General features: G+C 70.8%; 21 protein-coding genes and 2 pseudogenes. 13 read left to right on the top strand and 10 right to left on the bottom strand.

Annotated features, from left to right (window positions below):
* Positions 1 to 4: 4 nt before the first annotated feature.
* Positions 5 to 238, bottom strand: coding sequence for a DUF3263 domain-containing protein (locus ACQF4J_RS25300; protein ID WP_351560678.1), 234 nt, complete (start codon positions 236 to 238; stop codon positions 5 to 7).
* 30 nt (positions 239 to 268) lie between these two features.
* On the bottom strand, positions 269 to 1,486 hold the full coding sequence (locus ACQF4J_RS25295; protein WP_351561010.1) for an ABC transporter substrate-binding protein: 1,218 nt from the start codon (positions 1,484 to 1,486) through the stop codon (positions 269 to 271).
* Positions 1,487 to 1,643: 157 nt separating this feature from the next.
* On the opposite strand from ACQF4J_RS25295, the gene ACQF4J_RS25290 reads away from it, so the two are divergent.
* From ACQF4J_RS25290 to ACQF4J_RS25280, 3 genes are all read left to right on the top strand, one after another.
* Positions 1,644 to 2,585, top strand: coding sequence for an ROK family protein (locus ACQF4J_RS25290; RefSeq protein WP_351799070.1), 942 nt, complete (start codon positions 1,644 to 1,646; stop codon positions 2,583 to 2,585).
* Positions 2,585 to 3,730 (top strand): N-acetylglucosamine-6-phosphate deacetylase, encoded by a 1,146-nt coding sequence (nagA, locus tag ACQF4J_RS25285; RefSeq protein ID WP_351560674.1) that lies wholly within the window; start codon positions 2,585 to 2,587, stop codon positions 3,728 to 3,730. The genes ACQF4J_RS25290 and nagA overlap by 1 nt, the downstream gene beginning before the upstream one ends.
* A gap of 104 nt (positions 3,731 to 3,834) precedes the next feature.
* Positions 3,835 to 4,758 carry a 1-phosphofructokinase family hexose kinase gene (locus tag ACQF4J_RS25280; RefSeq protein WP_427166843.1) on the top strand — a complete coding sequence of 308 codons (924 nt, stop codon included), beginning with the start codon at positions 3,835 to 3,837 and terminating at the stop codon, positions 4,756 to 4,758.
* A gap of 13 nt (positions 4,759 to 4,771) precedes the next feature.
* On the opposite strand, the gene ACQF4J_RS25275 is transcribed toward ACQF4J_RS25280, so the two are convergent.
* Both ACQF4J_RS25275 and cdgB read right to left on the bottom strand, forming a co-directional pair.
* On the bottom strand, positions 4,772 to 5,695 hold the full coding sequence (locus tag ACQF4J_RS25275; protein ID WP_351799080.1) for a CBM35 domain-containing protein: 924 nt from the start codon (positions 5,693 to 5,695) through the stop codon (positions 4,772 to 4,774).
* Between the two features lie 131 nt (positions 5,696 to 5,826).
* Positions 5,827 to 7,482: a diguanylate cyclase CdgB gene (gene cdgB / locus ACQF4J_RS25270; RefSeq protein WP_351560667.1), complete on the bottom strand. Its 1,656-nt coding sequence runs from the start codon at positions 7,480 to 7,482 to the stop codon at positions 5,827 to 5,829.
* A 339-nt stretch (positions 7,483 to 7,821) separates the two neighbouring features.
* Here cdgB and ACQF4J_RS25265 point away from each other — a divergent pair, with 339 nt between their 5' ends.
* Entirely contained in the window at positions 7,822 to 8,406 is a 585-nt protein-coding gene (locus ACQF4J_RS25265; protein ID WP_351560665.1) for a flavin reductase family protein, read from the top strand.
* 51 nt (positions 8,407 to 8,457) lie between these two features.
* The gene (locus ACQF4J_RS25260; protein WP_351799082.1) at positions 8,458 to 8,934 is read left to right on the top strand and encodes a GNAT family N-acetyltransferase; all 477 of its coding nucleotides are present in this window, start codon (positions 8,458 to 8,460) and stop codon (positions 8,932 to 8,934) included.
* Here the strand turns inward: ACQF4J_RS25260 and ACQF4J_RS25255 are convergent.
* Both ACQF4J_RS25255 and arfB read right to left on the bottom strand, forming a co-directional pair.
* Entirely contained in the window at positions 8,931 to 9,806 is an 876-nt protein-coding gene (locus tag ACQF4J_RS25255; protein WP_427166842.1) for a sigma-70 family RNA polymerase sigma factor, read from the bottom strand. The two genes, ACQF4J_RS25260 and ACQF4J_RS25255, sit on opposite strands and share 4 nt — an antisense overlap.
* 53 nt (positions 9,807 to 9,859) lie before the next feature.
* Positions 9,860 to 10,297 carry an alternative ribosome rescue aminoacyl-tRNA hydrolase ArfB gene (gene arfB, locus ACQF4J_RS25250; protein WP_351560660.1) on the bottom strand — a complete coding sequence of 146 codons (438 nt, stop codon included), beginning with the start codon at positions 10,295 to 10,297 and terminating at the stop codon, positions 9,860 to 9,862.
* A 168-nt stretch (positions 10,298 to 10,465) separates the two neighbouring features.
* Here arfB and ACQF4J_RS25245 point away from each other — a divergent pair, with 168 nt between their 5' ends.
* A complete protein-coding gene (locus ACQF4J_RS25245; RefSeq protein ID WP_030829245.1) occupies positions 10,466 to 11,041 on the top strand; it encodes a TerD family protein in 576 nt (191 codons plus the stop codon).
* A gap of 49 nt (positions 11,042 to 11,090) precedes the next feature.
* On the opposite strand, the gene ACQF4J_RS25240 is transcribed toward ACQF4J_RS25245, so the two are convergent.
* A complete protein-coding gene (locus ACQF4J_RS25240) occupies positions 11,091 to 11,294 on the bottom strand; it encodes a DUF397 domain-containing protein (RefSeq protein ID WP_351560658.1) in 204 nt (67 codons plus the stop codon).
* Positions 11,291 to 12,166, bottom strand: a complete 876-nt coding sequence (locus ACQF4J_RS25235; RefSeq protein WP_351560656.1) for a helix-turn-helix domain-containing protein — start codon at positions 12,164 to 12,166, stop codon at positions 11,291 to 11,293. Before ACQF4J_RS25235 ends, ACQF4J_RS25240 begins: the two co-directional genes overlap by 4 nt.
* Positions 12,167 to 12,322: 156 nt before the next feature.
* On the opposite strand from ACQF4J_RS25235, the gene ACQF4J_RS25230 reads away from it, so the two are divergent.
* The 3 genes and pseudogenes from ACQF4J_RS25230 to ACQF4J_RS25220 form a co-directional block, all read left to right on the top strand.
* Positions 12,323 to 12,850 (top strand): ATP-binding protein, encoded by a 528-nt coding sequence (locus ACQF4J_RS25230; protein WP_351799088.1) that lies wholly within the window; start codon positions 12,323 to 12,325, stop codon positions 12,848 to 12,850.
* Positions 12,851 to 12,960: 110 nt separating this feature from the next.
* Positions 12,961 to 13,146 (top strand): annotated as a pseudogene (locus ACQF4J_RS25225) (helix-turn-helix domain-containing protein); the annotation flags it as partial.
* Positions 13,142 to 13,477: pseudogene (locus ACQF4J_RS25220) on the top strand (Uma2 family endonuclease); the annotation flags it as partial. The pseudogenes ACQF4J_RS25225 and ACQF4J_RS25220, both read left to right, overlap by 5 nt.
* Here the strand turns inward: ACQF4J_RS25220 and ACQF4J_RS25215 are convergent.
* Positions 13,456 to 13,860: a hypothetical protein gene (locus ACQF4J_RS25215; protein WP_351799090.1), complete on the bottom strand. Its 405-nt coding sequence runs from the start codon at positions 13,858 to 13,860 to the stop codon at positions 13,456 to 13,458. The pseudogene ACQF4J_RS25220 and the gene ACQF4J_RS25215 sit on opposite strands and share 22 nt — an antisense overlap.
* Positions 13,861 to 14,261: 401 nt before the next feature.
* Between ACQF4J_RS25215 and ACQF4J_RS25210 the strand changes: the two genes are divergently transcribed.
* The 4 genes from ACQF4J_RS25210 to ACQF4J_RS25195 all read left to right on the top strand — a co-directional run bounded on the left by ACQF4J_RS25210 (position 14,262) and on the right by ACQF4J_RS25195 (position 18,664).
* Positions 14,262 to 15,593, top strand: coding sequence for a ferredoxin reductase family protein (locus ACQF4J_RS25210; RefSeq protein WP_427168612.1), 1,332 nt, complete (start codon positions 14,262 to 14,264; stop codon positions 15,591 to 15,593).
* A gap of 45 nt (positions 15,594 to 15,638) precedes the next feature.
* Positions 15,639 to 16,226, top strand: a complete 588-nt coding sequence (locus tag ACQF4J_RS25205; RefSeq protein ID WP_351799093.1) for an FMN-binding protein — start codon at positions 15,639 to 15,641, stop codon at positions 16,224 to 16,226.
* Positions 16,227 to 16,278: 52 nt separating this feature from the next.
* Positions 16,279 to 16,803, top strand: coding sequence for a GNAT family N-acetyltransferase (locus tag ACQF4J_RS25200; protein ID WP_351799095.1), 525 nt, complete (start codon positions 16,279 to 16,281; stop codon positions 16,801 to 16,803).
* 313 nt (positions 16,804 to 17,116) lie between these two features.
* Positions 17,117 to 18,664: a M4 family metallopeptidase gene (locus tag ACQF4J_RS25195; protein ID WP_351799223.1), complete on the top strand. Its 1,548-nt coding sequence runs from the start codon at positions 17,117 to 17,119 to the stop codon at positions 18,662 to 18,664.
* 37 nt (positions 18,665 to 18,701) lie between these two features.
* On the opposite strand, the gene ACQF4J_RS25190 is transcribed toward ACQF4J_RS25195, so the two are convergent.
* Positions 18,702 to 20,105 carry a M1 family metallopeptidase gene (locus ACQF4J_RS25190; RefSeq protein ID WP_427166841.1) on the bottom strand — a complete coding sequence of 468 codons (1,404 nt, stop codon included), beginning with the start codon at positions 20,103 to 20,105 and terminating at the stop codon, positions 18,702 to 18,704.
* Positions 20,106 to 20,131 lie beyond the last annotated feature (26 nt).

The raw sequence follows: 20,131 nt of genomic DNA, 5'->3' as shown, positions 1-20,131 counted from the left end.
GACCCTAACGTTCGCCCCGGCGCCGCTCCCGCACCCGTCTCAGCCTGTTCACCGTCACCGGGTCGTGGGCGAGGGCCCGCTCGTCGTCCAGGAGGGCGTTGAGGAGCTGGTAGTAGCGGACGGGGGCCAGGCCCAGCTCCTCCCGTATGGCGCGCTCCTTGGCGCCGGGGCCGGGAAAGCCCCGGCGCTCCAGGGCGAGGACGGCCCGCTCACGCTCCCCCAGCTGCTCCGGTTCCATACGGCGAACCGTAGCCCCCGCCACTGACAGTCAGTCCGCGCTCTCCGCCGTGGAGGCCGTCGCCTGGAGCTGGGAGAGGGTCGCGGCGGGGCTGGCGTTCGGGCGGACCGCCTGGCCTATGCGCTTCTTCACCGCCGCGCTGACCGCCGCCCACGACGTCTTGCCGACCGGGTACAGCTCCGACTGCGGAAGCTCGTCCAGGAACGGCTTGAGGGCGGCGTCCCGCTCGTCCGAGCTCATCGCCTCGGACGCCGAGTTGGTGACCGGCAGCAGGTCGTACTCGCGCGAGAACGCGAGGACGTTCTTCTCGTCGTAGACGAAGTCGAGGAAGTCGCCGACCTGCTGCGCGTGGCCGTTCTTCTTGAAGGCCATCATCCAGTCGGCCACGCCCATCGAGGTGCTGGTGCGCCCGCGCGAGCCGGGCATCGGCACCATGCCGAACTTCACACCCTTCTTCGCGGCGATCTTCATCAGGGAGGGGTGGCCGTTGAGCATGCCCACCTCGCCCTTGGCGAAGGCGGAGAACGCGGCGGCGCGGTTGAGGTCGCCCGGCGCGACCGGCCCGGTCAGGCCCTTGCCGACCAGGTCGTCCTTGAGCCAGTCGAAGGTCGCGACGTTCTGTGCGGAATCGATTCCGTAGGACCCGACGGTGTCGGTGTAGCCGCCGCCGCCGCTGAGCATCCACTGCATCGTCTCGGCCTGCGCCTCCTCCGGGCCGAGCGGCAGCGCGTACGGGTACTTCACGCCGCGCGCCTTGAGCGCCTCGGCGTCGGCGGCGAGCTGCGTCCAGGTCTTCGGCGGGGTGAGGCCGGCGTCCTTGAAGAGGGTCTTGTTGTAGAAGAGCAGCCGCGTGGAGGCCGCGAACGGCATCCCGTACTGCACGCCCTTGACCTGCCCCGCCGTGGCCAGCTGGGAGGCGAAGTCGGCCTGGGTGCTGATGGAGAGCAGGTCGTCGGCCGTGTAGAGCTCGTCCTTCGCGGCGTAGTCGGCGTACGCGCCGATCTGCGCCATGTCGGGGGCCTTCCCGGCGTCGACCATCTCCTTGACCTTGCGGTCGACGTCGTTCCAGGAGTAGACGGTGACCTCGATCTTCACCCCGGAGTGCTTGCTCTCGTACTCCTTCGCCAGCTTGTCCCAGTACTTCTGGGAGCTGTTGGCGGCGGAGTCGCCGTAGTCCGCCGCCACCAGTCTCAAGGTGACGTCCCCCGAACCGCCGGTGACACCGCAGCCCCCCAGGACCGCCGTCATCCCCAGCGCGGCGACCGCCGCGACCGTTCCCGCCTTGCGCCGCTGCACTGCTACGCCACGCCCCAACTGTCTCGCCGTTCAATATGTGGACTCTCTAAGGTCTACACCACGCAAGTGGACTAGACCTCTCAAGGGTAGTGGGGTCACACTGTCCTGCGTGAGACATGTCATCGCCCTCGATGTGGGCGGCACCGGGATGAAGGCCGCCCTCGTCGGCGCGGGCGGCGAACTGCTGCACCGAGCCCGCCGTGCGACCGGACGCGAGCGCGGGCCGGACGCCGTCGTCGAGGGCATCCTCGACTTCGCCGCCGAGCTGCGCGCGTACGGCGTCGAGCACCTCGGTGAGCCCGCCTCGGCCGCCGGGGTCGCCGTCCCCGGCATCGTGGACGAGCCGCGTGGCCTGGCCGCCTACTCCGCCAACCTCGGCTGGCGCGACGTCCCCCTGCGCGACCTGCTGTCACAGCGGCTCGGCGCGCCCGTGGCGCTCGGCCACGACGTACGCACCGGCGGGCTGGCCGAGGGCCGGATCGGCGCGGGCCGCGGCGCCGACCGCTTCCTGTTCGTCGCCCTGGGCACCGGCATCGCGGGCGCGATCGGCATGGCGGGCCGGGTGGAGTCGGGCGCGCACGGCTTCGCGGGAGAGATCGGCCACATCGTCGTACGGCCCGGGGGGACCCCCTGTCCGTGCGGCCAGGCCGGCTGCCTGGAGCGGTACGCCTCCGCGGCGGCCGTCACCGAGGCGTGGGCGAAGGCCTGCGGCGACCCGGACGCGGACGCCGCCGACTGCGCGCGGGCCGTCACGTCCGGCGACCCGAACGCCGTCCGGGTCTGGCAGGACGCGATCGACGCCCTCGCCGACGGCCTGCTGACCGGCCTCACCCTGCTGGACCCGCGCACCCTGATCATCGGTGGCGGCCTGGCCGAGGCGGGGGAAACCTTGTTCACACCGCTGCGGGAGGCCGTCGAACGCCGGGTGACCTTCCAGAAGATCCCGTCGATCGTCCCCGCGGCACTGGGGGACACGGCGGGCTGTCTCGGTGCCGGGCTGCTGGCCTGGGACCTGCTGACCACAACCGACCGTACGGAGGTATCCACCTGATGGGTTCTCGCAAGGTTCTCGCCGGTGCCCGGGTGGTGCTCCCCACCGGGATCGTGCACGACGGCCGCGTCATCGTCGACGGCACGCGGATCGTCGGCGCGGCTCCCGATGACGCCGACGTCGTCGACGTGACCGGTCACTGGCTGGTGCCCGGCTTCGTCGACATCCACAACCACGGGGGCGGCGGGGCCTCCTTCACCTCCGGGACGGTCGAGGACGTCCTCCACGGCATCCACACCCACCGCCTGCACGGCACCACCACCCTCGTCGCCTCGACGGTCACCGGCGACATGGACTTCCTCGCCCAGCGCGCCGGGCTGCTCAGCGAACTCGCCGAGCAGGGCGACATCGCCGGCATCCACTTCGAGGGCCCCTTCATCTCGCCCTGCCGCAAGGGCGCGCACTCCGAGGAACTCCTGCGCGACCCCGACCCCGCCGAGGTCCGCAAGCTGATCGACGCGGCGCGCGGCAGGGCCAGGATGGTCACCCTCGCCACCGAACTGCCGGGCGGTATCGACTCCGTACGCCTCCTCGTCGAGCACGGCGTGATCGCGGCGGTCGGGCACACCGACGCGACGTACGAGCAGACGGTTCAGGCCATCGACGCCGGCGCCACGGTCGCAACCCACCTCTTCAACGCCATGCCGACCCTCGGCCACCGTGCCCCCGGCCCGATCGCCGCCCTTCTGGAGGACGAGCGGATCACGGTCGAACTCATCGACGACGGCACGCATCTGCACCCGGCCGCCCTGCAGTTGGCCTTCCACCGCGCGGGCGCGGGACGGGTGACCTTCATCACGGACGCCATGGACGCGGCCGGCTTCGGCGACGGCAGGTACATGCTCGGCCCGCTGGAGGTGGAGGTCAGCGAGGGCGTCGCCCGCCTGGTGGAGGGCGGGTCCATCGCCGGGTCCACCCTGACCCTGGACCGCGCCTTCAAGCGGGCCGTGACGGTCGACAGGCTCCCCGTCGTGGACGTCGTCGCCGCGATCTCCGCCAACCCCGCACGGCTGCTCGGCATGGACGACCGGATCGGCTCCCTGGAGCCCGGCAAGGACGCCGACCTGGTGCTGCTGGACCATCAATTCGACCTCAAGGGCGTGATGCGCCGGGGTGAATGGGTGGTCGATCCGCAACTGGGGTGATGTGTCCGGGTGTTGAGTGCGGCGGTCGTCCTGCGAAAATATGACGGCCGCCGTCCGTCCGGTCGGCACGCATCGGCAACTGTCTTCGGGGGAGGTCGGCCCGGGTGATCCTCACGGTCACGCTGAACACCGCTCTCGACATCACCTATCGGGTACGGGGCCTGCGCCCGCACGCCTCCCACCGGGTCTCCGAGGTCACGGAACGACCGGGCGGCAAGGGCCTGAACGTGGCCCGCGTGCTCGCGGCCCTCGGCCACGAGGTGACGGTCACCGGCTTCACGGGCGGCGCGACCGGCCGCAGCGTCCAGGAGCAACTGACCGGCACACCCGGGGTGGTGGACGCGCTCGTCCCGGTCGGCGGCCCGACCCGGCGCACGATCGCCGTGGTCGACGAGCGCACCGGCGACACGACCCAGCTGAACGAACCCGGCCCCACGGTCACACCCGCCGAGTGGGCGGCCTTCCAGGAGGTCTACGAGGACCTGCTGCCGTCGATGTCGGCGGTGGCCCTGTGCGGCAGCCTGCCGCCGGGGGTGCCGGTCGGCGCGTACGCGGGGCTGGTGCGTACGGCCAGGGCGGCCGGCGTCCCCGTACTCCTCGACACCAGCGGGGAGCCTCTGCGCCGTGGGGTCGCCGCGCGCCCCGACCTGATCAAGCCCAACGCCGACGAGCTGGCCGAACTCACCGGCTCCCACGAGCCGTTGCGCGCCACGCAGGACGCCCGCAGGCGCGGGGCGAGGGCGGTCGTCACCTCCCTCGGCCGCGACGGCCTGCTGGCGGTCACCCCGGAGGGCCGCTGGCGCGCGGTCCCTCCCACGCACATCCACGGCAACCCGACAGGCGCGGGCGACTCAGCGGTGGCAGGCCTGCTGTCGGGCTTGGTCGAACACCTCCCCTGGCCCGACCGCCTGTCCCGAGCGGTAGCCCTGTCCGCGGCCACGGTCCAGGCCCCGGCAGCGGGGGAATTCGACCGCGCGGTCTACGAGAAGCTCCTGACCCCGGTGTCGGAGTCGGTGACGGCGGCCTGAACGCGGTGCAGTACTACTGCACCCACAACTGGTCGATGAGGGCGTTGCACTGGTTGCCCTGGCCGCAGGAGATCGTCAGCGTGTTGGTGCCCTTGGTCAGGGTCACCGGGGCCCAGGTGGACTGCCAGTTCTTCGCGAAGTCGGTGTCCGACGACTTGATGAAGTTCTTCATGCCCAGCGGCTGCTGGTTGGACTTGCCGTTGACCGTCAGCGTCGCGTTGGCGTCCGCGGCGGGGATGCTGTACTGCACGTACAGGCGGTACGAGCCGGCCTTCGGGATGTTCACGGTCCAGGTGATCGAGGCACCGACGTTGTTGAGCCCGGAGACATAGGTGCCGCCGTCCGACTTGGCGCCCTTGACGTCCGAGGCCGTGGTCGCGCCGCCGCCCAGCTGCAGGTCCTTCGCGTCGGTCTTCGGGAGGTCCGTCGAGGACGCGCCCGTCGGGGACTTGCTGGGCTTGGTGTTCTGGGACGTCGTCGGGGTCGGGGAGGCTTTGCCGCCCGCCTTGTCGTCCGAGTTGCCGTTCATCATCGCCACGCCGATGCCGATGACGACCGCGGCGACCACCGCGATCGCGCCGATCAGCAGACCCTTGGTGTTCGGCCCGCGGCGACCGCCGCCCCCGCCGTGCCCCGTCTGCTGCGGCGCCGTGGGAGCGCCCCCGCCGGGAAAGGTCTCCGGCGCGGCGTAGTGGGCGTTCGGCTGACCGTACGCGCCCTGCTGCTGCGGCACCTGCCCATAGGCGGCCGTCTGCTGCTGCCCCTGGGCCGGCTGGCCGTACTGCCGCTGACCGACCGCACGCACCCGGTTGACGGAGTTCGGGTAGCCGTAACCGCCGGACGGCGGCTGGGCGCCGTTGGCCTGCCCATCGGCGTAGAGGTAGCCGAACGGGTCGTCGTCCTCGGGCGTACTGGCGCCGTTGTTGCCGGACGTCATCCCTGGGTACTCCTCAGCGGTGCGGGTCGATCGCGATTCTGGGGGTCAGACTTGCGAGCCTACCCGCTCCCCGTGCCCCAAACGGGTGACTCGGATCGCACCGTTCCGCCACCCCGGCCCTGACCTGCGGTTCACCCGGCCCGTCTGTGCTGTTTGGGACGAGATCGTTTCTCTACGTACATCCGCTCGTCGGCAGACTTCAACACTTCGTCCGCAGTCATTCCGCAGTGCGCCCACCCGATGCCGAAGCTGGCGCCGACCCGCATGGCCCGCCCGTCGACGCGGATGGGCTGGATGATCTCGTTGCGCAGGCGTACGGCCAGGTCCTGGGCGTCGGCGCGGCCGAGGCCGTCGGCGAGGACGACGAACTCGTCGCCGCCGAGCCGGGCCACCGTGTCGCCGTCGCGCACGCCCCGGGTCAGCCGCCGGGCGACCTCGATGAGCACCGCGTCACCGGCGTTGTGCCCGAACCGGTCGTTGATCGACTTGAAGCCGTCGAGGTCGCAGAAGAGGACCGCGAGCCCCTTGGTGCCGTCGTCGCGCTCGCCCTGGGGGGCGACGGTGTGCACGTGGTGGTCGAAGGCGTCGTAGGCCTCGGTGCCGCCCGGCCGGAGGTCGAAGCCGTGGCCGTTGACGTCGTAGGCGGGGTGCCCGAAGGCCGCGTCGAGGGACTCCAGCGCGCCGGGGTGGGTGGCGCGCCGGCACAGCCGCGAGGACAGGCGCGAGCGCAGCTCGGCGGAGTTCGGCAGGCCGGTGAGGGAGTCGTGGGAGGCGCGGTGGGCGAGCTGCAGCTCGCGGCGCTTGCGCTCCTCTATGTCCTCGACGTGGGTGAGCAGGAAGCGCGGCCCGTCGGCGGCGTCCGCGACGACGCTGTTGCGCAGCGAGACCCACACGTACGTGCCGTCCCGGCGGCCCAGGCGCAGCTCCGCGCGTCCGCCCTCGGCGGAGGTCCGCAGCAGCGTGCCGATGTCCTCGGGGTGGACGAGGTCGGAGAAGGAGTAGCGGCGCATCGCGGAGGCGGGCCGGCCGAGCAGCCGGCACAGGGCGTCGTTGGTCCGCAGTATTCGGCCGTGCTGGTCGCCGCCCATCTCGGCGATGGCCATGCCGGAGGGGGCGTACTCGAAGGCCTGCCGGAAGCTCTCCTCGCTGGCCCTGAGCGCCTGCTGCTCCCTTTCGAGCCTGACCAGTGCCCGCTGCATGTTGGAGCGAAGACGCGCGTTGCTGATCGCGATGGCGGCCTGGAACGCGTACATCTGGAGCGCTTCCCGACCCCACGCGCCCGGCCGGCGGCCGTTGCGCGGCCGGTCCACGGACAGCACGCCGATCAGCTCACCGCAGGAGCCGCCGGGCGCCGCGGGCGTGTACATCGGGGCGAAGAGCCGGTCGGAGGGGTGCCACTCGTCCTCGAAGCGGGGCGCGGGCCCGTCCGTGTACCACTGCGGTACGTCGTCGTCGTCGAGGACCCAGCCCTCGGTGTGCGATATGAAGACCAGGTCGCCCCAGTGTTCGCCCATGCTCAGCCGGCGCTCCCAGGACTCGCGGGAGCCGACGCGGCCGGTGATCAGCGCCTCGGCCGCCGGATTGCCGGCGAACGCGGCCACGACGAGGTCGCCGTCGGGGCGGACGAGGTTGACGCACGCCAGCTCGTAGCCGAGTCCGGTGACCACGCCGTCGGCGACCGTCTGCAGCGTGTCCGCAAGACTGCGTGCGGTGTTCATGTCGGCCATGACCTGGTGCAGTTGCCGCAGGGTCGCAAGGCGGACGTAGGGCTCCGACTCGGTCTCCATTGCTCGCCCTCCCCCCGAGACCTCGCAGCGAATCAAGGGTTCTCATCGGCGTATCGTTCTGGCAGCTTCCCAGCCACTGAATCACAGCGCGCTGCCCACTCGGTACACAGGGTCAACAATTCATGGCCCTTGTGACTCAAGTCACAGCGAAAGATGAACAATTGAGTGGTGTTTCTGCGTTTTCCCTGTGCGTTTACTGAACGCAAACTTTGTGCGTATGTGGAGATGACGCAGAAGCGTACGTGATCGGCCCGCCCGCCGTCCGCCGAAGGACCTAGGTCCGTTGTCGGACCCCCCGCCCGATGCGGCCCGCGAGGGCCGGAGATTAGCGTTCCCGGTGTGCTGAAGACTCCCCTTGCCGCATCCCCGATCACTGCCGGGCCCGCCTCCGGGCATGCTGAGGGGGTGAGCAACGACGAGTTCCGCGCCGCCATGTCCCGGCTGGCCGCCGGCGTGGTCCTGGTGACCGCGCAGGAGCCGCCGCTGGACCCCGACGACCCGTCGGCACCGGCCGGCGAGGACGTCGGCATGACGGCCACGGCGTTCCTCTCGGTCTCCCTCGACCCGCCCCTGGTCCTGGTCAGCCTGCGCAACGGTTCCCGCATGGACGACCTCCTCGACGAACAGCCCCTGTGGGCGGTCTCGGTCCTCTCGGAGAGCCAGCGCCACATCGCCGGCCGCTTCGCGATGAAGGGGCGCATCAGCGACCGCCTCCTGTTCGAGGACATCCCTTACATCCGCGGAAAGGTCACGAACGCCCCCCTGGTGGGCGGCGCGCTGGCCACTCTGGAGTGCCGCACCGAGCAGCGGGTGATCGCCGGGGACCACACCCTGGTGATCGGCCGCGTCCTGACGGCGGACGTACCGAGCGCGACCGGCGGCCCGCTGGCGTATTTCCGGGGGCGTTACCGGCAGTTGGGGTGAGGGCCCGTAATTGCGTGGCACGCGCGCGTGAATGCTTTTTAAGGTCGGCGCATGACGACGCCCGAGCCGCCCGGCCCGCGCCTGGTGGAGATCACCCCCGGCAATCTCCAAGCCGCCCTCGCCATCCGCGTCCGCCCGGACCAGGAGCACGCGGTCGAGCCGGTCGCGCACTCGCTGGCGGAGGCGTACGTGCATCCACCGGGCGTCGCCTGGCCCCGCCTGATCGTCGACGGCGACCGCCCGGTCGGCTTCCTGATGGCCTTCCTCGACATCGACTGGAGCGAGGACGGCACCCTGTTCCGCTCCGGACTGTGGCGGCTGAACATCGCGGCCGGCGACCAGGGCCGCGGCTACGGCCGCTTCGCCGTCGAGTCCGTGTCCGCCGAGATCCGCCGCCGCGGCGGGAAGCAGTGCCACGTCACCTGGCACCCCGGCCCGGACGGCCCCGAGAACTTCTACCTCGGCCTCGGCTTCCGGATCACGGGAGAGACGAGCGGCGACCAGACGGTCGGCGTACTGGACCTCTAGACCAGGGTCACCTCGCGCTCGGCGACGCGGTCCGGGGCGGTCACGATGTCGATCGCCGCGATCCTGTCCCCCACGAACGTGAAGGCCAGGGTCCGGTCCAGGCGCCCGTCGACGAACACGGCCAGCCCCGTGGCACCGTCGACCAGTGCGGGCCGCGCCACGGCCGCGAAGTGCCGGAAGCTGGACGCACCCCTGGCCACCGCCACCGCTCCCGTGTTCACGCCGGCATCGCTGCGGGCGACGACATCCGGGTCCAGCAGCGCGACCAGCGCCTCGAAGTCGCCCTCGCGCGCGGCGGCGAGGAAGGCGTCCACGACGGCCCGCCGCCGCCCGGGATCGCCGCCTCGCACCCGGTCGGCCCCCTGAACCCGCCGCCGCGCCCGGCTCGCCAGCTGCCTTGCCGCCGCGGGGCTGCGCCCGACGACCTCCCCGACCTCGTCGAACGGCACCGCGAACAGGTCGTGCAGCACGAACGCCAGCCGCTCGGCGGGCGTCAGCGTCTCCAGTACGACGAGCAGCGCCACGCCCACCGAGTCGGCGAGCACCGCGTGCTGCTCGGGGTCGGCCCCGCCGGAGACGTCCGCCACGCGCGCGTGCCCCGCCAACGGCTCCAGCGGCTCCTCCGCACGCGACCTGCGCGAGCGCAGCATGTCGAGACACACCCGTCCTACGACGGTCGTCAGCCATCCCCCGAGGTTCTCCACCCCGTCCGTGTCGGACCGGCTCAGCCGGAACCACGCCTCCTGCACCGCGTCGTCGGCCTCGGCGGCGGAGCCGAGCATGCGGTAGGCGACGGCACGCAGATGCGGGCGGTGCGCTTCGAAGCACCGGGCGAGCGATTCGTTGTCCGAGGAAAACCGGTCATCGTTCATGGTCGTATGACGGACGGCGCGGCGGCGATGTGACAGGGACGGACCCGGTCGCCTTATGACCAGTCGCGGCCCGAACGCCCCCGCTTCGTGTCGGAGCGCTGCTTCTTCTCCCGCAGCCGGCGCTCGTTGATCCCCCGCGGGATACGGGTCGGGCGGCGCGGCTTGGGCGGCGGCGCGGTGGCCTCGGCGAGCAGCGCGGCAAGGCGTACGGCCGCGGCCTCACGGTTGCGCCACTGCGAGCGGTGCTCGGACGCGCGGACGGCGATCACACCGTCGACGAGCCGCCCGGCGAGCCGCTCCAGCGCCCGCGCCTTCCACACCTCCGGCAGCGACTCGGTCCCGGCCAGGTCGAAACGCAGCTCCACCTGGGAGTCGCTGGTGTTGACGTGCTGGCCGCCGGGCCCCGAGGAGCGCGAGAAACGCCACAGGAGCTCGGCCTCGGGGAGCGAGACGGAGCCGCGGATGAGGTAGGGACCGGACATGTCCCCCATCGTCGCGCGCCTGACCCGCACACGTCACGCGATTAACGTCGGCGGTCGTTCACCCGAAGTTCGGTAAAGAAAGTAAAGAGAGCTGGAACCTTCGGTACCCCTCTTGGCGTTCATACCGGTAGCTGTAGGTTCACTGCCGTACATAAACGAGGGAAAGGACTCCCAACCATGGCTGTAAGCCTGTCCAAGGGTGGCAACGTCTCGCTCACCAAGGAGGCTCCGGGCCTCACCGCCGTCACCGTGGGCCTCGGCTGGGACGTCCGCACCACCACCGGCACGGACTTCGACCTCGACGCCTCGGCCATCGCGGTCAACACGCAGGGCAAGGTCTACTCGGACGCCCACTTCGTCTTCTTCAACAACAAGCAGACCCCGGACAACACCATCGTCCACACCGGCGACAACCGCACGGGCGAGGGCGCGGGCGACGACGAGGCGATCAACGTCAACCTGGCGGCCCTCCCGGCCGACATCGACAAGATCGTCTTCCCGGTCTCGATCTACGACGCGGAGAACCGCTCGCAGAACTTCGGCCAGGTCCGCAACGCCTACATCCGCATCGTCAACCAGGCCGGCGGCGCCGAGATCGCCCGCTACGACCTCTCCGAGGACGCGGCAACGGAGACGGCGATGGTCTTCGGCGAGCTGTACCGCAACGGCGCGGAGTGGAAGTTCCGCGCCGTGGGCCAGGGCTACGCGTCCGGCCTGGTGGGCATCGCGCAGGACTTCGGCGTCAACGTCTGAGCGGCGCCGCACTGAGCGGAGCCCCTGGTCGCGGTGCGCGGCCGGGGGCTCACGCCTGGGAGACGAACACCGCCCAGGTCGCCGGGGCGAAGGCCAGGCGGGGGCCTGCGGTGTCGTGCTTGGAGTCGCGGACGTGGATCACGGCGGGGGTGTTGGCGACCTCGACGCAGGACTCGCCGTTGGTACCGCCGCTGTAGCTGCTCTTGAACCACGCCAGTTCGGAGGCGTCCCCGATGGGGGCCTTGCGGATCATGTTTCTCCCAGCAGTTGCTCAACGAAGGTAAGCGACTCCCTCGGCGGGAGAGCCTGCGCCCGGATAATCCCATATTGCAGTTCGATGACACGCAGCTGTTTCGGATCACTGGTCGGCCGGCCGTTGAACCAACCGTCCGCGCGGGCCACGGCTGTCCCGTCCGGGAACTTCAACAACTCGATCCTGCCGTCCAAGCCTGGATGTGGGTCGGTGTTGGTCGGCATGACCTGAAGCGTGACGTTGTTCAACCGGCCCGCCTCCAGCAGACGTTCGAGCTGCCGTCGCCACACCATTGTGCCCCCGACTTGGCGGCGCAGCGGCGCCTCTTCCAGCACGAAGTGGATCGACGGGGCCGGGTCCCGGTCGAAGACCGACTGCCGGGCCAGACGAGCGGCCACCATGCGTTCCACGTCATCCGGCGAGTACGGCGGTTGCGCCGCCCCGATGACCGCCCGGGCATGCTCCGGCGTCTGGAGCAACCCGGCGATGATGTTGCACTCGTAGACCCCGATCTCGACCGCCTGAGCCTCCAACTTGCCCAGCTCCCGCACCTTCTTCGGGTAGCGGACCTTCTTCACGTCCTCCCAGGTTGCCGACACGAGCCCCCCGGCCCCCAACACCTCGTCCGCCCTGTCCAGATACTCCTGCCGGGGAATCCTCTTCCCGCCCTCGATCTTGTAGACGAGGTCCTCGCCGTACCCCACGGCCTTGCCGAACTCGGCGGCGCGCATCCCCACCGCCTCTCGCCGCAGCTTGAGCTGCCGCCCGACCGTGGCGATGACCGCGACGCCCCACTCGTCGTCCGGATCGACCTCCCAACCCGGCTCGTCCGCCTCGGTCCTGAGCCGCCCCGCCTCCGCGTCCACCGACATCCCGCGTGCCCCTCCGTCGTACTGGCCCTACCGCACGCCCCTGCCCGTACGGCCCGCCCCGACAGTCCGGACAGCACCGGACAAGCTCCGGACAGTCACCGTACGCAACGGCGTAGTCACTACTCACGGTAGACGCGGGCGGCCACGCTGAGTGACGTGAACGAGGAATCCCCCACCCCCATCCGCAACTTCAGCGTGCTGCTCTCCCCCACCCCGCGCGGAGCACGCCTGGCGAGGCTGCTGGCCACGGAGCAACTGCGCTCCTGGGAGCTGCCGTTGGACCCGGCGGAGCACATCGTGGCGGAACTGGCGGCGAACGCGGCGACGCACGGCCGCGTCCCGGGCCGCGACTTCCGCCTGACGCTCTACGTGGTCGCCGACACCCTGCGCATCGAGGTCACGGACACGCGGGGTGACCGTATGCCGCGGACACAACTCGCCTCGCCTGAGACGGAGTCGGGACGCGGCCTCGTACTCGTGGACGCGCTGGCCGACAAATGGGGGGTCGCACCGGGGCTGTGGCCGCGCAAGACGGTGTGGGCCGAGATCCGCCTCGACCGGAACACGGCGGAGCGGGTTCCGGTGGGTCCGGGTTCCGGTGGCACGGGACGCCTTTCCCCAAGAAACAAACTGGTGAAAGAACCCCCACCAAACCAAACCCCAGCACCTCACCCGCCCGGGTGAACATCACCAACTCAGCTGGATTTTCCCCTGGTTGGCTGCCCTACTCTCAGCGCAACACAACCGCACACATGCAACGGCCCTCGCCGGGACTGGCATCCCGATGCGAGGGCCTGACCACCGAGGAAGGCAACAACTTCCTGACGGACGTCAAAAACCCTAGCGCGCCCCCGCACTCCCGGTTCCGCGTTGCGGCCAACAAACACCCGATCCGGCGGCATTCCGAAACCGGTGGCCTCGTCCACGACCACACCCGCCACACCACCCGCTTCACGGTGATCGGCAACCACCTGGCCCAGCAAACTCACCGTGCTGCGCGTCCGACAGCGCCTGGAGAAGGTGATGCCGGAGAAGCTGGTGACCCATACGGGTGAACCCGACGTCGAGGACGAATCCGAGGGTGTCATGCGACGTCCCGACGTCATGGTGATCAGCGAGGTGGACATGGAGGGGGACGGTTCCTTCGACCCTCGCACCGGTACCGGGGCCGTCCTCACCGACATCCACCCCACCCCCGACGGCCCCCGCTACGCCACCCGCAAGGACTTCGTCTACCGCGAGGACGTCACCGTCGGCGACTGGACGATCTCGACCGACGACCTGCCGCGCTACCAGCCCATCGGGCGGTAGTACCCCAGCACCGCCGCCAGCTGCGCGAACCACTGCCCGAGCTGCGCCCTCGGCTTCGCCTGGACCACGCATTCGTAGAACTGCCCGTTCGGCAGGACCACCGCCATCATGAGGCCCTTGCCGTTGGGGCTCGCCTTGTAGTGGACGCTCTGGATCTCCGGCCAGGAGAACTCCACGGCAGCGCCGTGATCCTCGAACGCGACGCCCGTGACATCGACCACGATCGAGTTGTGGACGTCGACCGCCATGAACTCCGGCCCTTCGGGCGGAGGTTGGGGTGGGCCGAAGCCCATCGGGGCCGCGGCCGGTGGGTACTGCGGCGGGGGCGGGGGCTGTTGACCGTACGCGGGCTGGTTTCCGTACGGCGGTGGCTGGGTGGTCATCTGCTTCCGTCCCCGTATGCGGTGTGGCTCCTGAGAGCATCTTCGCTCAGGTCGGGCCGGCACACCTAGGGCCCGTCCCGCGGCAACGGCAGCGAGGCCCTGCGAGTGACGTCGATCACAGGCGGACGGGGGCTGCGCGCGGCGGCCGTCGAGGCACGGAGACGGTGACGCCCGGCTCCTCCGCTGCGCTGGAGCAGGGGGGACGCCGGAAAAAGCGGGCCCGGTGGGCGCCTCACACGGCAGATGGCACACCGGCCGCACCCCACCCTCACCGACTGTTTTCGGCCATCTGGCCGGTGTACGGTGCCGGGCACTGAGCAAGGACGGGGGAAGCCAAGGCGAGCAAAGGAAAGACGGCCTTGACGACCATCCAGCACAGCCGAGCGGGACGGCGGCAGACCATGCGCCGGATCCGCCGCCGGCGCTCACCCGCCGCACCCCTGCTCCTGCTCTTCTGGGCAGGCGCCGCCGCCGTGGTGTGGCTGTGGTGGCGGAGCACCCCGACCGTCGCGGCGACCACGGCCGACCGGCTGGTGAACGCGGGCCGCATCACCGGACTGCTCGCCGGATACGCGATCGCCCTCGTGATCGCCCAGATGGCACGCGTCCCCGCGCTGGAACGCCGCGTCGGCTCCGACCGCGTGGTGCGCTGGCACGCCCGCGGCGGCCGTTACGCCCTCGCGCTCACCCTCGCCCACGTCGTGCTGATCCTGTACGGGTACGCCCTCCAGGCGAACACCGGCATCGTGACGCAGACGGTCTCCGTCGTCACCGGCTATCCGGACATGGTCGAGGCGACGGTGGGCACCGTGCTGCTGCTCCTCGTCGGCTTCGTCTCCGCCGGCGCCGTACGGCGTCGTATGCGCTACGAGACCTGGTACTACCTGCACCTGCTCACCTATGCCGCGGTCTACCTCGCCTTCTGGCACCAGTTGACGACGGGCGACCAGTTCGTCGGCGACGCGACCGCCCGAACGGCCTGGTACGCCCTGTACGTCACCGTCGGCGTCCTGGTGCTGTGGTACCGCGTGCTCACTCCGGTGCGGCTCAACCTCCGGCACCGGATGCGGGTCGAGGCGGTGGTGCGGGAGGCGCCGGAGATCGTCTCGGTGCTGATCCGCGGCCGGCGGCTGCACCGGCTGGGCGCCGAGGCCGGGCAGTTCTTCCGCTGGCGGTTCCTCGCCAAGGGGCTGCGCTGGACAGCCAATCCCTACTCCCTCTCCGCACCGCCCCGCCCCGACCTGCTGCGGATCACCGTCAAGGCCGTCGGCGGGCACAGCTCGGCGCTGGCCGGCCTCAGGCCCGGCACACGGGTGTGGGCCGAGGGCCCGTACGGGGCGATGACGGCGGCCCGCCGCAGCCGCGGCAAGGTACTGCTGCTCGCGGGCGGCGCGGGCATCACCCCGCTGCGCGCCCTGTTCGAGACGCTGCCCGGCGCGGCCGGGGACCTGACGCTGCTCTACCGGGCCCGCACGGCCGAGGAACTGGCGCTGCGCGACGAACTGGAGGCCATCGCGGACGAACGCGGCGCCCAGCTGCTCTACGCGGTCAACAGCCCGGACGGACGGCGGCCGGCGATCACCGCGAAGATGCTGCGCCGGATTCTGCCGGACATCGCCCGCCACGACGTGTATCTGTGCGGGCCGCCGGGGCTGGCCGAGGAGTCGTACACCGCACTGCGCGAGGCAGGTGTGCCGCACCGCCGTATCCACCACGAGTCCTTCGAGTTCTGAGGCGCGACCTGTGACACGTCCTACCGCTGATGCGCTGGAGCTGCCGTGAGGAAGAAGCATCCGTTCCGCCACGCCCTGCTGGCCGGCGCCGGCGCCGTTTCCAGCATCGTGCTGCTGCTCGCGCTGAAGCCGACCACCGACCCGGGACTCGCGCAGGCCGACACCCCCGCGCCCACGCTGACGCCACAGGCCTCGGCGTCCGCGCACGCCGCGTCGGCGTCCCCGTCGCCGTCGAAGACGCCCGAGAAGAAGCACACCCCGTCGTCCTCCGCGAAGCCGTCGCACTCGGCGTCGGCCGCCCCCACCAGAACCAGCAGCGCTCCCTCCGCCCCGAAGACCACCCCGGCCGCGCCCACGACTCGCACCGTCACCGGGGCGACGGCCCAGACGCAGTACGGCCCCGTCCAGGTTCGGATCACCCTCACCGGAAGCAGGATCACCGGGGCGAGCGCAGTCCAGTACCCCGACGGGGCAGGCCGGAGCAGGGACATCAACGCGACGGCCGTCCCCAAGCTCAACCAGGAGACGCTGCAGGCGCAGAGCGCGAACATCGACACGGTGTCCGGAGCGACGTACACCAGCGGGGGCTACAAGCAGTCGCTGCAGAGCGCGTTGGACAAGGCCGGCGCCTGAGCGCGCGTAAAGCGGGCGCTCTGTGTCCGCCTGCCCGGGTAGCGTCCGCCGCATGATCCTCGAACGGCTCGTGCCCACAGACGGCGCCCTCCCCGGCGAGCTCCTCACCGAACTCACGGCCCTGTACGCCTCCAACCACGAGTTCCACGCCCTCAGCGGGGAGTTCCCGGACCCGGACGACATCCGCCCGGAGCAGGTCGCGGCCGCACTGGCCGACGACCTGGCTCATCCGGACGCCGAGGTGCTGCTGGCCCGCAGCGAGGGCCGGCTGTGCGGTATCGCCATCACCCTCGCCCACCACCCCGACCCGGCCGACCCGGACCCGTGGATCGGCCTGCTGATGGTGGACGCGACCCTGCAGGGGAGGGGTCACGGACGGCAGTTCGCCGCACTCATCGAGGACGGCTTCCGCAGGGCCGGCCGCACCGCGGTCCGCCTCGCCGTCCTGGAGAACAACCCCAAGGCCCTCGCCTTCTGGACCACCCTCGGCTACGAGACCATCGCCCACCGCCCGGACCGCGACCTCGGCCGCCCCTGCGCGGTGTTGCGCAAGGAACTGAACAATCCGCCCGCGTGAGCGCGCGCTCCTCCCCGGGGACGCCCAGGTGTGACGTTCCCGCCGCCAACTGCGCTTGTCCTAAGTGGAGTTGACACCACGCACTCCGTCCGCATAGCGAACTCCGTGCCACGCCATTCGGATACGAACGCGTAAATTCTTGACGGCGATCTGTCAAACAGATCGTTCAGATGGCAACCTCTCCTCGCCCGCCGCAACTCTGTGCCCCACCTGTGCCGCACCTGTGCCTCAGCCATGAGGCCGGCTCGAAGGAGACCGAGTGAGACAGCGTTCCCGTACGCTCCGCACCGCCGCCCTGATCGGCTCCGCCGCGATGGTCGTGCTCGCTCTGCAGAACGGCGCCGCCACCGCCGCCCCCTCGCACACCAGCGGCGCCACCGCCGTCCCCCTCACCGCCTCGGCCCGAGCCGCCGCGCTCAGGTCGGCGCAGGAGGCCGCCGGTTCGACCGCCCGTGAGCTCGGGCTCGGCGCGCGGGAGAAGCTCGTCGTCCAGGACGTGGTGAAGGACGCGAACGGCACCGTCCACACCCGCTACCAGCGCACCTACGCCGGCCTGCCCGTCCTCGGCGGCGACCTGGTCACGCACGTGGCGAAGAACGGCACCCTCAAGGGCGTCACCAAGGCGGCCAAGGGCCGGATATCCGTGGCGTCGACCGACGCCTCCGTGTCCGCCGCCTCCGCCGGGAAGACCGCTCTCGCGGGCACCGGCTCCTCGCGCGCCACCACCCGCAAGGTGGTCTGGGCGGCCGGTGCCAAGCCCGTCCTCGCGTACGAGTCGGTCGTCAAGGGCCTCCAGGACGACGGCACCCCGAGCGAACTGCACGTGATCACGGACGCCGCCACCGGAAAGAAGATCTTCGACTACCAGGCCGTCGACACCGGCACGGGCACCGCCATGTACAGCGGCACGGTGACCCTGGGCACCACCGCCGCCTCCTCCGGCGGCTACGACCTCGTCGACGGCGGCCGCGGCGGGCACAAGACGTACGACCTGAACGGCGGCACGTCCGGCACCGGCACCCTCTTCCACGACGCCGACGACAAGTGGGGCGACGGCACCGCGGCCAACCGCCAGACCGCCGCCGTCGACGCGGCCTACGGCGCCGCCGTCACCTGGGACTTCTACAAGTCCGCCTTCAACCGCAACGGCATCGCGGGCGACGGCCGGGCCGCGTACTCCCGCGTCCACTACGGCAACGCGTACGTCAACGCCTTCTGGGACGACAACTGCTTCTGCATGACGTACGGCGACGGCCAGGGCAACATCAAGCCGCTGACCTCGCTCGACGTGGCAGGCCACGAGATGAGCCACGGGCTGACCGCGGCCACGGCCGGGTTGAGGTACAGCCGTGAGTCGGGCGGCCTGAACGAGGCCACCTCCGACATCTTCGGCACCTCGGTGGAGTTCTTCGCCAACAACTCCTCCGACCCCGGTGACTACCTCATCGGCGAGAAGATCGACATCAACGGCAACGGCACCCCGCTGCGCTACATGGACAAGCCCAGCAAGGACGGCGGTTCGGCGGACTACTGGTCGCGCACCGTCGGCCGCCTCGACGTGCACTACTCCTCCGGCGTCGCGAACCACTTCTTCTACCTGCTGAGCGAGGGCAGCGGCGCGAAGACGATCAACGGGGTCTCGTACAACTCCCCGACCTACGACGGCTCGACGGTCACCGGCATCGGCCGCGACAAGGCCGACCAGATCTGGTACCGGGCCCTGAGCACGTACTTCACGTCCTCGACCGACTACGCGGGCGCCCGCACCGGCACCCTGAAGGCGGCGAGCGACCTGTACGGCGCGGGCAGCCCGGAGTACAACGCGGTGGCGGCCGCCTGGAAGGCCGTCAACGTCAACTGACCACGCGGGGCGTGGTGTCGAGCGGGCCGGGTCGCCGTCACGGGTGATCCGGCCTGCCGTCTCCGTACAGCCAGTTCTTCCAGATCGCGTCGAAGTCCTTGTCCGGGGCCTTCTTCTCGACGTACGCCGTGAACTCGTCGGTGTCCGCGTTGCCGTGGCGGTGGGCCGCCGCCCAGCCCTGGATGATGTCGTAGAAGGTGTCGTCGCCGACGGCCCGGCGGATCTGCTGGAGGACCATCGCGCCGCGCACGTAGACCGGGGAGTCGGAGATGTGCGCGGCGCCGCTGGGTTTCGCCGGCGGGAAGGACCAGAGGTCGGGGTACTCGTCCTCGCCGTGTGCGTAGAGGTGGTCGAACGTCTGCTGGGCGGTGTCGCCACCGTGGTCCTCGTCCCACAGCCATTCCGCGTACGTCGCGAAGCCCTCGTTGAGCCACATGTCCCGCCAGGTCTTCGGCGTGACGGAGTCGCCGTACCACTGGTGGGCGAGTTCGTGGACGAGGGTGCCGGTGTCGGGGGCGCCGGGGAAGGCGGGGCGGTTCTGGGTCTCCAGGGCGTAGCCGGCGTCCTGCGGGCGGTCGACGACCGCGCCGGTGGAGGAGAAGGGGTACGGGCCGAAGTTGTACTCCTCCCACTCGATGATCTCGGGGAGTTTCGCCAGCACCTTGCGGGCGGACTTCGCCTCGGTCGGGTCGACCGCGACGTACGCCGGCAGGCGGTCCTTGCCGATGGTGGAGCGAGTGATGTCGTAGTGGCCGACGGCGACCGTGGCGAGGTAGCTCGCCATCGGCTCGGCCGTGTGCCAGGTGTAGGTCGTACGGTTCCCGCTGGTCCGCTCACCGGTCGGGTCACCGTTGGAGACGGCCTGCAGGCCCTTCGGCACGGTGATCGCGATGTCGTACGTCGCCTTGTCGGAGGGGTGGTTGTTCCCGGGGAACCACGCCATGGAGCCGGTCGGCTCACCGAGGGCGAGGGCGCCGTCGGCGGTGGGCAGCCAGCCCTCCTGGGAGCCGTCGGGGTCGGTGATGGTCTCGGGGGTGCCGGAGTAGCGGACGGTGACGCGGAAGGTCTCGGCGGCGTCGATGTCGTCGTGGGGGCGGACGGTGAGTTCCTGGCCGGCGCGGTGGAAGCGGGCGCGTCTGCCTTCGACGGTGACGTCCTCGACGTCCAGGCCCTTGAGGTCGAGGTCGAAGGCGGAGAGGTCCTTGGTGGCGCGGGCGGTGAGGGTCGCGGTGCCGGTGAGGTGATCGCGCCGGCTTGCCCGGCCCGGGGCGTAGGTGAGTTTCAGGTCGTAGTGATCGACGTCGTAGCCGCCGTTGCCCGCCTTGGGGAAGTACGGGTCGTGCACGCCCGAGCCGCCCGGGGTGCCGTGGACGCCGCCGGAGCAGGCGGTGAGGGCCAGCAGGAGGGTGGCGGCCGGGACAACGGGCGCGAAACGGGACACGTCAGAGATCCTATGCGGGGCGTGAC

The organism is Streptomyces sp. C1-1, from assembly GCF_050214755.1.
Taxonomy (GTDB): Bacteria; Actinomycetota; Actinomycetes; order Streptomycetales; family Streptomycetaceae; genus Streptomyces.
This window is presented reverse-complemented; position numbering and strand designations above follow the sequence as displayed.

Bases quoted from the DNA above. Each gene is read 5' to 3' on its own strand.
- ACQF4J_RS25300 (WP_351560678.1), bottom strand. From the start codon at position 238: ATGGAACCGGAGCAGCTGGGGGAGCGTGAGCGGGCCGTCCTCGCCCTG.
- ACQF4J_RS25295 (WP_351561010.1), bottom strand. From the start codon at position 1,486: ATGACGGCGGTCCTGGGGGGCTGCGGTGTCACCGGCGGTTCGGGGGAC.
- nagA (WP_351560674.1), top strand. From the start codon at position 2,585: ATGGGTTCTCGCAAGGTTCTCGCCGGTGCCCGGGTGGTGCTCCCCACC.
- ACQF4J_RS25275 (WP_351799080.1), bottom strand. From the start codon at position 5,695: ATGACGTCCGGCAACAACGGCGCCAGTACGCCCGAGGACGACGACCCG.
- cdgB (WP_351560667.1), bottom strand. From the start codon at position 7,482: ATGGAGACCGAGTCGGAGCCCTACGTCCGCCTTGCGACCCTGCGGCAA.
- ACQF4J_RS25260 (WP_351799082.1), top strand. From the start codon at position 8,458: ATGACGACGCCCGAGCCGCCCGGCCCGCGCCTGGTGGAGATCACCCCC.
- ACQF4J_RS25255 (WP_427166842.1), bottom strand. From the start codon at position 9,806: ATGAACGATGACCGGTTTTCCTCGGACAACGAATCGCTCGCCCGGTGC.
- arfB (WP_351560660.1), bottom strand. From the start codon at position 10,297: ATGGGGGACATGTCCGGTCCCTACCTCATCCGCGGCTCCGTCTCGCTC.
- ACQF4J_RS25245 (WP_030829245.1), top strand. From the start codon at position 10,466: ATGGCTGTAAGCCTGTCCAAGGGTGGCAACGTCTCGCTCACCAAGGAG.
- ACQF4J_RS25240 (WP_351560658.1), bottom strand. From the start codon at position 11,294: ATGATCCGCAAGGCCCCCATCGGGGACGCCTCCGAACTGGCGTGGTTC.
- ACQF4J_RS25235 (WP_351560656.1), bottom strand. From the start codon at position 12,166: ATGTCGGTGGACGCGGAGGCGGGGCGGCTCAGGACCGAGGCGGACGAG.
- ACQF4J_RS25215 (WP_351799090.1), bottom strand. From the start codon at position 13,860: ATGACCACCCAGCCACCGCCGTACGGAAACCAGCCCGCGTACGGTCAA.
- ACQF4J_RS25210 (WP_427168612.1), top strand. From the start codon at position 14,262: ATGCGCCGGATCCGCCGCCGGCGCTCACCCGCCGCACCCCTGCTCCTG.
- ACQF4J_RS25200 (WP_351799095.1), top strand. From the start codon at position 16,279: ATGATCCTCGAACGGCTCGTGCCCACAGACGGCGCCCTCCCCGGCGAG.
- ACQF4J_RS25195 (WP_351799223.1), top strand. From the start codon at position 17,117: ATGGTCGTGCTCGCTCTGCAGAACGGCGCCGCCACCGCCGCCCCCTCG.